This is a genomic window from Pseudoneobacillus rhizosphaerae (genome assembly GCF_917563885.1).
Taxonomy (GTDB): domain Bacteria; phylum Bacillota; class Bacilli; order Bacillales; family Cytobacillaceae; genus Pseudoneobacillus; species Pseudoneobacillus rhizosphaerae.
On the sequence record NZ_CAKJTG010000010.1, the window covers coordinates 105,966 to 118,111 of the forward strand.

9 protein-coding genes and 1 pseudogene are annotated in these 12,146 nt (G+C 36.2%); 7 read left to right on the forward strand and 3 right to left on the reverse strand.

Annotated features, from left to right (window positions below; all coding sequences use genetic code 11):
• Positions 1 to 201 precede the first annotated feature (201 nt).
• Positions 202 to 1,653 (reverse strand): O-antigen ligase family protein, encoded by a 1,452-nt coding sequence (locus LRP83_RS10850; RefSeq protein ID WP_230496721.1) that lies wholly within the window; start codon positions 1,651 to 1,653, stop codon positions 202 to 204.
• A 205-nt stretch (positions 1,654 to 1,858) separates the two neighbouring features.
• Here LRP83_RS10850 and LRP83_RS10855 point away from each other — a divergent pair, with 205 nt between their 5' ends.
• The 4 genes from LRP83_RS10855 to LRP83_RS10870 all read left to right on the forward strand — a co-directional run bounded on the left by LRP83_RS10855 (position 1,859) and on the right by LRP83_RS10870 (position 7,970).
• Positions 1,859 to 3,979, forward strand: a complete 2,121-nt coding sequence (locus tag LRP83_RS10855) for a S8 family peptidase (protein ID WP_230496722.1) — start codon at positions 1,859 to 1,861, stop codon at positions 3,977 to 3,979.
• A 230-nt stretch (positions 3,980 to 4,209) separates the two neighbouring features.
• Positions 4,210 to 5,646 (forward strand): MBOAT family O-acyltransferase, encoded by a 1,437-nt coding sequence (locus LRP83_RS10860; protein ID WP_230496723.1) that lies wholly within the window; start codon positions 4,210 to 4,212, stop codon positions 5,644 to 5,646.
• An 11-nt stretch (positions 5,647 to 5,657) separates the two neighbouring features.
• Positions 5,658 to 6,755 (forward strand): hypothetical protein, encoded by a 1,098-nt coding sequence (locus LRP83_RS10865; RefSeq protein ID WP_230496724.1) that lies wholly within the window; start codon positions 5,658 to 5,660, stop codon positions 6,753 to 6,755.
• 177 nt (positions 6,756 to 6,932) lie between these two features.
• Positions 6,933 to 7,970: an S-layer homology domain-containing protein gene (locus LRP83_RS10870; RefSeq protein ID WP_230496725.1), complete on the forward strand. Its 1,038-nt coding sequence runs from the start codon at positions 6,933 to 6,935 to the stop codon at positions 7,968 to 7,970.
• Between the two features lie 39 nt (positions 7,971 to 8,009).
• Here LRP83_RS10870 and LRP83_RS10875 read toward each other — a convergent pair whose 3' ends face one another.
• Positions 8,010 to 8,555: a L,D-transpeptidase gene (locus tag LRP83_RS10875; RefSeq protein WP_230496726.1), complete on the reverse strand. Its 546-nt coding sequence runs from the start codon at positions 8,553 to 8,555 to the stop codon at positions 8,010 to 8,012.
• A 168-nt stretch (positions 8,556 to 8,723) separates the two neighbouring features.
• On the opposite strand from LRP83_RS10875, the pseudogene LRP83_RS10880 reads away from it, so the two are divergent.
• The 3 genes and pseudogenes from LRP83_RS10880 to LRP83_RS10890 all read left to right on the forward strand — a co-directional run.
• Positions 8,724 to 9,410, forward strand: a pseudogene (locus LRP83_RS10880) (C39 family peptidase); the annotation flags it as partial.
• Positions 9,390 to 10,358 (forward strand): S-layer homology domain-containing protein, encoded by a 969-nt coding sequence (locus tag LRP83_RS10885; protein WP_230496785.1) that lies wholly within the window; start codon positions 9,390 to 9,392, stop codon positions 10,356 to 10,358. The pseudogene LRP83_RS10880 and the gene LRP83_RS10885, both read left to right, overlap by 21 nt.
• Before the next feature lie 82 nt (positions 10,359 to 10,440).
• Positions 10,441 to 11,763 carry an S-layer homology domain-containing protein gene (locus tag LRP83_RS10890; protein WP_230496727.1) on the forward strand — a complete coding sequence of 441 codons (1,323 nt, stop codon included), beginning with the start codon at positions 10,441 to 10,443 and terminating at the stop codon, positions 11,761 to 11,763.
• A gap of 82 nt (positions 11,764 to 11,845) precedes the next feature.
• Here the strand turns inward: LRP83_RS10890 and LRP83_RS10895 are convergent, their stop codons facing one another.
• Positions 11,846 to 12,001, reverse strand: coding sequence for a YwzD family small protein (locus LRP83_RS10895; RefSeq protein WP_230496728.1), 156 nt, complete (start codon positions 11,999 to 12,001; stop codon positions 11,846 to 11,848).
• Positions 12,002 to 12,146 lie beyond the last annotated feature (145 nt).

Here is a 12,146-nt window from a genome sequence, read left to right on the forward strand (position 1 = left end):
GTTAAACTCTATCAAACAATTCTCCTAAACTGACATTATACGACTTTTTTTTTCTTCAAAAGTCTCTTAAATTTCAATTACCGCAAATTATTTCCTAGAAAATAGTCGAGAGAGAGAAAATAACAAAAGAAAAGGAGAGGTCATGTCGAAACACGAATTCTCCTTTTCTATCCATAGTTTCACAGCACAAAAAAACCTCTACTATAAAGTAGAAGTTTTTCCTTTTCTTTGTTTTATTGTGAAAGCACCTAATAAAATAAAATAAAATAATGTGAAAAGCTTTAACTCCCAAATGTTATAAAATAGCCCCATAACACCTGTCGAGAACCATAAAGCAATCATGAAGTTTGATAAAAACACTTTTTCCTGACGTCGCTTCCAAAACATTAGAAGTAATCCTAGAAGGAATACTGCAAAGGATATGATACCAAGTGCCCCTGTTTCGGCAATAACTTGAATATATTGGTTATCAGAGTAGAAGTTTTTACCACCATATATATCTGAACGTATTCCGTAGTTCTGATAAATCGGAGAACCGTATGATAATGTTGCTGAATCCCCAAATGTTCCAAATCCGGACCCTAGAACTGGATAATCTTTAAAAACTTCAAAGCCTTTTTTAATGTAAAAAATCCGACCACTTTCAACCATTAGATCGATATTTTCTTCACTAGTGAGTTCCCCTAGACGTCCACCAAGGGTACCTCCTACATTATCCGCATTATGCTCGATATCTAAATCTAAAGTCTTTACAAACTGAACACCATAGTTTACCGGCGTATATACAAGGATAAATCCTAAGAGTGACGCAATGATAAGTGGACTTATGATGTTCCATTTTCTTGCTAACAGGATAAAAATGATAAGTCCTACTACTAATGCAATCCAAGTACCTCGAGAGTAGGTTAATAACAAAATCCCACTAAATAATACTAATGTACCGAAGAGAAGCTTTCGTTGTGCAACCTTTACTTCATAAAGCAAATAAAGTGTGCAAACGATGGCGAATCCCATAAATATCGCGAGTGAATTCGGATTACCAGTCATACCATATATACGCACAATGTTAGTCGCTGATAAAGTTTTTGCGCTCCAACTCTCTGGAAGTAGAAATTGGCGTAAAGATAGCTTTTCAACAATCCCATGTACACTTATTACTATACCTACCAGAATGGTAACCCATGCAAAATCGATATAATCCTTTTTGTCTAACTTCATTCTTGAAACAATGAAATACAATAAGTACATAATGAGGAATGTTCGTAACTGAAAGATTACAGCTCCTGGAGATACACCCATTAATAGTCCAACAAATGACCCAATTAATAAGAAAGCAAAGAATCCCCATTCAAAAATATGGAAGTGGAACCAGGACTTCCAATCCTTTCGTGTATCATAAAGAACACGTAATAACACGATGAACGTTACAGCATCCCCAATTAACTTTAAGCTTGGATTCATTTCAATTAAAATCGGCCTTATCGGCACGTATAATAACAAAAGAAGTAAAGCTTGTTTCGGTTTAAGGAATGAAAAGACTGTAAAAACTCCTGTTAAGAGGATTAGTGCAATCGTGCTCGGCAAGAACATGCCAATGATTAATAGAACTAAGGCAGAAAATAAAAATCCATACGTACGTAAATTCAAATCCATCTGTCGACCTCTCCATTGTATGCTACTAATTTATTGACATATACTTATCAAATATACCTTAACAATTTCCAATTCGTCAAAGCCAAATTTAAGAAAAGTGTCAAAATATTTTTATAATTATCTGTTTATGTCAAATAAAGTCATATTATTAGTAGCTTTATATTTGATATAATATTGATACTTGTCTATAAGGAGTACAAAAGTGATGAAAAATCGAACTTGGCTTATCTTATTTATTAGCATACTTATATTACCTGTATCCATTCAGAGTCAAACGATTAATCCCATCGACCCTTTATACGAGGAACAGTGGGCTTTAAAAAATATTGGTTTTGAAAAGTCTGGTTTATCACAACAAAAACCTAGAAATAAAATAGTAGGAAAAAAGATTGAGACCCCATTAGAGACAATCGTTTACGACGAAAAGCCCTTTTCCGCTGCTAGCTTTACTCTTCATTTTGGATCAGATCAGATTCGTCGGCTTTCAATTGAACTAGCGAATCCACAAGGTAGTTGGTCGGTGGCAGTACGAAATAGCCGGAAAGAACTTCTTAGGCACAATACTTCTACTTATAAACGAATTGATTTACTATTACCTAAAAATGCAAATCTTTCAGAGCTAGACATTTCATTAAAAAAGACTGAAGGTGAATGGGTCGAAACACCTAAAATAAAGAGATTAACAGGACTAAACTCCTCCATTATAGCGGTGATAGACTCTGGTGTCACTTTGGAACATGAAGATTTCTGCGATAATATCCTTTATAGTCTTGGAAAAGATTATCGTGAAGGAATGGATTTGCCTGTTGATAGTAACGGACACGGTACTCATGTTACTGGAATAATTGCAGCTTGTAATCAAAATGGAGTGGGCTTAACTGGTGCTATTGGTGGGGCAGAAATCGATGTGATTCCTTTAAAAGTATTAGGTGCGGATGGATTGACGGATGATTTTGTTTTAGCTGAGGCTGTTCAAAAAGCGATTCAGCTTGATGTAGATGTTATTAATATAAGTATCGCTGGAGTAACAATTGAAAATGTGTTCAGAAAAGCAATTCGCGATGCATTACTTTTAGGAATTCCTGTTGTTGCGGCCGCTGGCAATGGAAATAATCCAACAGAAAATATCTTTCCCGCAAGTCTCCCAGGGGTGATTGCTGTTGCTGGTGTCACTCAATACGGAAAAAAGGTTCCAAGATCAAATTTCGGCTGGGAAGTGGATATTAGTGCCCCTGGTTTTGAAATAGTAAGTACATATACAACACCAAGCTACACAAAATTGAGCGGTACCTCCATGGCAACACCTTTTGTCACTAGTGTGGTTGCTCATTATAAAAAGATAAACCCACAGCTTGATTTTGTTCAAATAAATCAATTACTCGCTAGGAGTGCACTTGATTTAGGCGGAAAAGGCTATGATATTTATACAGGTGCTGGTCTTGTACAATTTTCTAATAACTTGGATGATATCGGAAAAATTGATTGGTTAAATTTAAAACCAAATCAGCCAATCGAAAACAAAGCCGAAATAGTTTTAGGTTTTTCTCGCGAGTTGGTGGGGAAGTCGGTGTTAATTTTTAAGGACGAGCGGATTTTTAGAACGATAGAAGTGGATGAAATGATTGAAGAGATTTCACTTAAAGGCACTCCGTTCTCGATTCGTGAAAACTCGATGTTTGCAGTTGTGGTTGATGCTGAAAATCGTGTATTAGACAGTTCATCTATTTCAGTTATAAATTCGAAACTCGCCATGAATTCAGGAGAATTTAAGGATGTTGCAAAATCACATTGGGCTTATGAGGAGATTTTACAGGCGACAACGGTAAAATTGGTGAATGGCTATTCTGATGGCAGCTTTAAGCCATCTGACAGTATTAATCGTCGCCAAAGCATGATGATGCTGAATCGATTATTTTCAAGTGAGAAACCTGGATCTTTGTCCATTCCTTTTAAAGATGTCACGTTATCAACTTCAGGGGTATTGGCCATTCTGAATGGCGCTGAGAAGGGATATATCAAAGGTCTAAATGGCTTCTTTCTTCCAGAGAAAAAGTTAACACGTGCTCAAATGGCTTTAATTTTGTCTCGAGCACTAGAGCTAACAAACAACGCAAAGGGTAAGAATACACATCCCTTTAGGGATGTCCCACAAAACGCAGAATACTTTAAGGCAGTTCAAGCATTAACCGATTTAGGCATCATAACAAAACAATCTTATTTCAGACCAAACGAAACCATAACACGTGCCCAATTCGCCGCCATGTTAATCAGAACCCACCAAATCCTAAATGATAATAAACAAAAAGCACTAGGAGCAACGCTCTAGTGCTTTTCCGCATTAAAGGAGTGGGGGACAGTCCCTCATAACTTTAACGCGTTAATCCCCTTGGGGACAGTCCCTCGATACTTTAAAGTGGTGAAGTGTTGTTAGATTTTGCACATTTTGGATACATTATTATTAAATATTTGTTGCATTTTGATTACATTGTTTTCGACATTTTTTTCATTGTGTTATAATGTCGTAGTTGTTTAAGATTAAGGTGGGAGTTGGGATTTTTGTTATTTAATTCTTACGTTTTTATCCTTCTGTTTTTCCCAATTGTTTTAATTGGCTATTTTACATTGTTAAAGTTTAAGCAAAAAAACCTTGCTAAGCTTTATGTTATACTTGGCTCCATCTTTTTTTATAGCTTTTGGAGTATTAAATTTTTACCGATTCTACTCCTGTCGATCAGCGTAAATTATATCGTTTCACAATTTATTAATAAAGATACAAAGTGGAAAAAGTTAATTTTAACACTTGGAATTATCTTTAATGTTCTATTATTAGGCTATTTTAAGTATGTGGATTTTTTCATCACAAACATTAATACCTTGTTTCAATCGCAGTTTCCCTTACTATATATTGCACTACCGTTAGGAATTAGCTTCATTACCTTTCAGAAAATTGCTTACCTAGTAGAGAGCTATCGTGGTGAAACAAAAGGGTATAGCTTTATCGACTTCTTATTTTTTGTTACATTTTTCCCACAATTGATAGCTGGACCGATTACCTATCATTCAGAGCTTATGGCACAGCTAAAAAAGCCCGAAAAGTATTATAAAAATTTAAATAATATGTCAGCCGGGCTTTACATATTTGCGATCGGCTTATTTAAAAAGGTCATTATTGCTGACACATTTGCGGTATGGGCGACGGATGGTTACAGTAATATTGAAGCACTATCCCTCGTTGATAGCTGGATTGCAACCTTGTCATACACGTTCCAGCTCTACTTTGACTTTAGTGGTTATTGCGATATGGCAATTGGAATTGCCTTATTTTTCAACTTTGTTTTACCAGTGAATTTTAATTCTCCATATAAGGCGTTAAATATCCAAGATTTCTGGAGAAGATGGCATATTACACTGAACCGATTCTTCACCCAATATGTTTATTTTCCTCTCGGTGGTAGCCGACTTGGAAAGGTAAGAACGTATGTGAATATCTTTATCATCTTTTTTATTAGCGGATTTTGGCATGGGGCGGGGTGGACCTTTGTCATTTGGGGAATCCTGCACGGCTTAGCAAGTATCGTTTACCGAACATGGAGTCAGTTAGGGTTAAAACTTCCTAAAGTTTTTGCATGGTTTGTGACTTTCTTGTTTGTCCATTTAGCTTGGGTCTACTTCCGAGCACCTGATATAGCTAGCGCACATGCGATGTTTGCCAAGATGTTTAACTTCGGAGAACTGCAGTTACCACCGAGAATTGCTAGTATTGTAGCAGATTCATTGGGACTATCGTTTCAAAGCGCAGCTTATTTCTTTGATTTAAAGCTGATTATTCTTCTAGCTATTTTCTTTGGCGTTGTACTATTTACGAAAAACTCGATTGAGAAGCTTGAAACGTTTAAACCTACTGTAAAAAATGCAGCGTTCATAAGTGTTGTAACAGTCCTCTCACTTCTTTATTTAAACCGAGTGAGTGAATTTTTATATTTTAATTTTTAGAGGGTGATGAAATGTCAGCAAAGAAATTTTTTATCTTGTCGATAACCATGATGGCTACTCTTGTTCTGATCGTTTCTGCCCTTTTCTTTTATATAGATCCTCTATTTTTTTATCGTAAAACTGATCTTTATGAGCCACAATACATTGGGACAGAACGGTATCAAATGCCAGGTCTCCTTAAAACAATGGATTACGAGACTGTTTTTACTGGAACCTCAATGGGCCGTAACTTTGAAGAAGGCTATGTCGACGAAAAGCTAAAAACAAAATCCTTTAATGCTTCTTTGCCAGCCTCGACGGCTAGAGAGCAGTCAATGGTTGCACAAACGGCGATTCGAGAAAAGGAAAAGATTGACCATGTAATTTGGGAGCTAAATTACTATTCATTTTCTGGTGAACCAGATTGGGTGACAGGACTTCCGAGTGATTTTCCAGTTTATATGTACGATCGATCAAAAATAAATGATATTCGCTATTTATTTAGCTCTTATACATTAGAAATATTGTATAAAAATATTCAAGCTAACAAGAACGATATTCGTAGCAGGCGTAACCCTCTAACTATTTATAAATTTGGTAAAGGCGCACCGGAGGAAAGCTATGAACGGATCGAAGAAGCATTAGCAGAAATACCTGAAATGCAGGAGCTTCCTGATTACGAAACGTCAGAGACAATGATTCGTTCCTTCAAGAATAATGTTTTATCACTTGTAAAGGATAATCCTGATACAAAGTTTACATTTTTCTTTGCCCCCTATTCAGTGTATAATCAGTATATTTCTTATGAAAAACACCCTGATTATTTAACAGAAAGAATCAAATTTAAAAAAGAGGCCTTCAAACTTTTGAGCCAATATCCTAATGCAGAGCTTTATGATTTTCAAGCGATGAAACAAATTACCTTTAATATCGATAATTATATGGGAGACGGGGTTCATTATTATAACTTTATCAATCGTTATATTATTGACTATATCTCGGAAAAAAAACCGATTCAAAATCTAGCCCGTTACGAGCTGCTTATCGAGAAGTATGTAGACCTAGTCGAGAACTTCCAACCAGAACAATTAGAAAAAAACACAACCATTCGAAAAAACTATCAGCTTTAAATCTAATACTGCTATGCTTTAAAGTATTGGGGGACTGTCCCCCAGGACTTTAAAGCGCTAAAGGCCAGCGATTTTCCGCTGGCTTTTTTCCATTTTTTTATCCGTTATTATTATGCTGTTTCTGTATGTTGTGTGAATAGTTTGGAATGATAATTTTAAGGGGAGGTATGAATGTTAATGAAATCCATTAGAATATTATTGGGCTTGTTTTTTACTATTGCCGTTTTCCCTGCTTCTGTATTTGCTGCTGAAAAAACAACTCTACATTATATCCCAGATGATTTTGATTTCAAGTACTGGGCTTATATGGAAATTGATGATTTTTTATCTGCAAATATTATTGACGGGACTGTTGTATATGAAGATGATTATCCCATCGTGACCGTTAATCCAGAAGGAAATATTACTCGCGCTCAATTCACAAAAATGATTGTGAATGCACTTGATTTAAAATTAAAAGGAACAGCACAAACCTTTAGTGATGTGAAAACGACTGATTGGTATGCCCCCTTTGTTGCAATTGCCAATAGCCACGGAATTATTAAAGGGGTTAACGGAAAGTTCAATCCTAAAAATAATATTACTCGTGAACAAATGGCCTTAATGATTTATCGTGCTTTTAAGGAAAGCATTACTTTCAAAACTACAGGTAAAACCTTCACAGATGTAAAGCCGGGTACAGAAGCTGCAGATGCCATTACGAAAGCAGCTGCAAACGAAATAGTTAAAGGCTATGCAAACTTATTTAAGCCACGAAACCTAGCAACTAGAGCACAAGGAATTATTATGATTCATCGCGCCCTTCATCAGGAAACGAGCCAGTTACCGACTTCAGAACAATTGTTATCTATTGTAAATGAAGTCATTTCAACGGAAAAGGAAGGGTTAGTTTCAGGTAACTACACGTCAATGATTCCTGTTTATAATCAATACAGTACAGGCTATTTTCAAGCTGCCTCCATCGAATCTGTGAATGCGTATGAATATATGAAAAATAACGGTCAAACTCTCACTTTTACACCAGTTGGTGAGTTCACTGCTCAGGTGTTATCAAAAAACAACCGATTTGCCAGTGTAGAAATTGATAATCTTTTGTATGATGTTACAGTTGCCGGACAAGAGGGAACAGAAAGATCCGACTTTTCAGGAATTTTATCCTTAAAAAAAGATCCCGACGGAACTTGGAAGGTTTATAACGTTATTACTTATGAATAGAAACAAAAGGGTGCCTGTTAAGGCACCCTTTCGTCTATATTATTTTTTCACAACTACCTTTGTCGTATGCTTCTGTGCTAACACGTTAAATGAATCACTTGAAGTGACAATAACGACTTTCGCTTTTATATCGATTCGCTCGTAAAGATCTCGAATAGAATTATTATGCATGCGAATACAGCCAGATGAGACATATTTGCCGATGGAATTCTCGTTATTGTTGCCGTGGATTGCATATGGATACGACCCGCGCTCACTAGCACTTATACCAAGCCAACGGTCCCCTAACGGATTTTTTGGATCTCCACCTCTTATTTTCTCCTTATAATATGGCCTATTTTTAATTTTTTCACGAATATAAAAACTTCCTTCTGGAGTAAGCTTCGGTGTTTTTCCGGTGGCAACTGAGTATGTTTTTACTAGTTTTCCATCTTCAAAAAAAGCCAACTTATTCGTTTTCTTATTAATAATAATTAGTTGATCTTTAGCAACAACTGCAGCAGCAGCAGCAGCATCAGAAGGCGCCGGCCAGTTTAAAAACCCAAAGCTAAAAATCAATAAAAAAATGATGATTCGTTTTACCATGAAGTCCACCCCACTCATTTCTTCTCATAAACAATATATACGATAGCTATGACTTTTTTCCCTTTTTAATTCCAAATGTTTCATTCATCAAATTCTGACAATTTCCTACTTGGATGAAATTGGATATACACACAAATTAATCCTATTTTTCAAGTATTCTATTGTATAATGTTTAGTAATAGTTTTATATATTTGGAGGTTATTATATTGAATCGCTTCAAAAAATCTACTTTTCTAGTTTTGTTTTCATGTTTCTTACTCCTTTTTTCAAACCATACGTATGCAAAAACGATTACGGCACCACATATTAAACAGTTGCCGGAATTACCTAGAGGCTGTGAGGTCACGTCTCTTGCGATGATGATCCAGAATGCTGGTGTGAAAGTGGGGAAAATGGAGCTTGCAAAAGAAGTTCGAAAGGTTCCTTTTAAGACGAATGGTCTGAATGGCAATCCTTATGATGGCTTTGTTGGAAATATATACACGTTTAGCCAACCAGGTTTAGGCGTATACAATGGTCCCATACAAGAGCTTGCCGAAAAATATCTTCCGAATCGAGTAGTAAATTTATCAGGGTATGATTTTTCTTACATCTACAAAATGTTGGACAAAGGTGTGCCTGTTTGGGTGATTACGAACTCATGGTTTAGTCACCTACCATCCTCTCAATTTAAAACATGGCAAACGAGCTCTGGGCCATTAAAGATTACGTATCGTGAACACAGTGTGCTTGTGACGGGTTATGATGAAAACTATATTTATATTAATGATCCTCTTTACCATAGTGCCAATCGTGCGGTAAATAAAGCAGGTTTTATCGCAGCTTGGAGTCAAATGGGGAAACAGGCCATTAGCTATTATCCCCAAAATGCAGATTGGTATATTGATACAGTCAACCATCCAAACAATAAACAAATCCAAGCATTAGCTAGCTACGGGTTACTAAACGATACAAAAAATGGATTTTATCAGCCAAATAAAGTAGTTGATCGTGCACAAGCAGAAAAATTATTTGCGATATTAACTGGCGAAAAAGTCGGGCTAATGGCTGCAACTACAGGTGCTTTCACTCGTGCAGAGCTCAGTCAATATATTGTTCAAATATATGACGTACCAAAACTAGAAAAAGTTACACTTACTGATGTACCCGTCAATCATCAGAACTACTCAGCCATTCAGTCAGTTGTTAGTTTAAAAATCGTTTCAAAAAATCCAGACGGGACCTTTAAACCAAATCAACCGGTAACCAAAGCGGAAATGGCTGCAGCTCTTTCGCAAGCAATAAGTATTTACTGGTATAAAGATACAGTAACCCATTGGGCACGCGATGAGATTTCCTATTTGAAACGTAGAAATTTAGTTAGCGGAATTTCAGCAACCAAATTTGGACCTAATCAACCCATTACAAGAGCGCAGGCAGCTGTTTTAATTGATCGCGCTTTAAAAATCAAAGTGGATCCTGTTAAGAAGCTTAGCTTCACCGATGTGAAACCTACTGACCCTGCCTATGCGTCCATCTCAAAAGTCGTTCAATTAGGCCTTATAGAAAAAACTCAAGCCTTTGAACCGAATAAGCCTATGAAGCGTAAAGAAATTGCCTTACTTTTTTCACGAGGCCTTGATTTAAAACCAGGCGAAAAGCCAATTGTCTTTAAGGATGTAAAAACAAACTCAAAGTATTATGAAAGCATTCAAGCATTAGCTTCAACAAGAGTTATCTCAACTAATGGACCTTTTAACCCAGAAAATGACTTAACTAGAGCACAGTTTGCCTCTATCCTAGCGAAGCTTTTACAGAAATAAGTAGGAATAAACAGGAATAATGTACCCACTACTAGAATTTATTTAAGGAGTAGGAAAAATTAATTAAAAGGAGTTGCATGATTTGAAGAGTTTTAAGAATAGTAGATTGCTAAGTTTGCTTGTAATCTTTGTCTTTTTACTAGGTATTCTTATGCCTGCTCAGACACAGGCAGTAGGAGCAAAGGTTCATTACGTTGCATTAGGAGATTCTTTAGCAGCTGGAGAATTAGCTAGACCCGCTGATGGTGTTCGCACTTGGGTGAAAGGCTTCTCAGGGATCATTGCAGACCATTTTGAGAAAAAGGGCGTTCTTGCAAGCTATACAAACAAATTTGCTATGTCTGGATATACGACCCAAAACGTTCTTGATGATATAGTAAGCAACAAGGAAGTGGAAGGAAAAAAACTGCAAGACACATTAAAAGTAGCTAACTATGTAACGGTTACAGCTGGCGCCAATGATGTTTTGCAAGTTGCTCAGATTGATATAGCAAAAGAAACTGTTTCCATCGACCCGCTAAAATTTGGGGCTACTAACTCTAAGATTCAATCAAATATTACAAGTATCATCAAAGAAATTCAAAAACTTAACCCAAAGGCAGAAATCTATATTTCTGGCTACTATAATCCATTTCCTTATTTATCAGCAGCCCAATTAGGGCAATTAGAACAGATGTTAAACCTTCTAAATGGAGGGATTAAAACAGTTTCCCAGGCAAACGGAGCTACTTTTGTTGATATGAAAGGTATTTTTGACGCAAGCAAAGAAACGTATTTACCGAATCCGAGAGATATTCATCCTTCTTTAGAAGGCTATCAGTTATTAGCCAATCATTTCATATCGGCATATGATTCAAAAATAAAATTTCAATTTGAAGATGTTCCTATCGGTTACACTTACTTTAATGAAATAAAATTTTTAGTTGAAAATCGAGTTATGACAGGCGTTACCTCTACACAATTTGGAACAAAACAATCAATAACACGTGCAGATACAGCTCAAGCACTTTACAATATTCTACCGTTTGAAAAATCAATTCCGGCTAACCCAGGATTTTCAGATGTTCCTGAGAGCCATCCAAATTATATGGCAATTGCAAAGCTAACTCAAGCTGGTGTTTTCCAAAAGGCGGAGAAATTCAATCCAGATGCTCCATTAACCCGAGCGCAAATGGCAAAGGTGTTGACCCTTTCATTCCAATTAAAGGCGACCACTTCATCTAGCTTCAAGGATGTAAAAACGGGAGATTGGCCAAAAGAATTTGTTGATGCACTATTCTCAGCCAAAATCACAACTGGCTACACTAGTGATAATACGTTTAGGCCTAACTTGACTACAAATAGAGAGCAGTTTGCCTTATTCCTCGTGAGGTCAGCAAATAACGTATTAGCGACAGTAAAATAAGTAGTCTAGAAGCTCACCTTTGTAGTGAGTTTCTTTTTTAGCTTCACAATAAATTAAAGCCTTTTCATAGAAAAAAACTTGCCTATTTATCGGCAAGCTCTCTTTTATCTATTATTAATTCAAGCTTCTCCGTGATCTCATCTAATAGCGAAGCAACAGTTACTTTTTCAGACTCCACTCCATGTTTATAGGCATCCTTGATGATACTATAAAATAAATTCTTTTGTTCCTCTGACATTTCCAAATCCCTACCATTTCTAGAAAAACTATTTACAATATAATAGATTTCGTTCTAGATGTATACGATATAAGTCACTTTACAAAATTTACTACTCTATTAAATAAAAAAACAAGGCACTAGAAACAATCTAATGCCTTGTTCG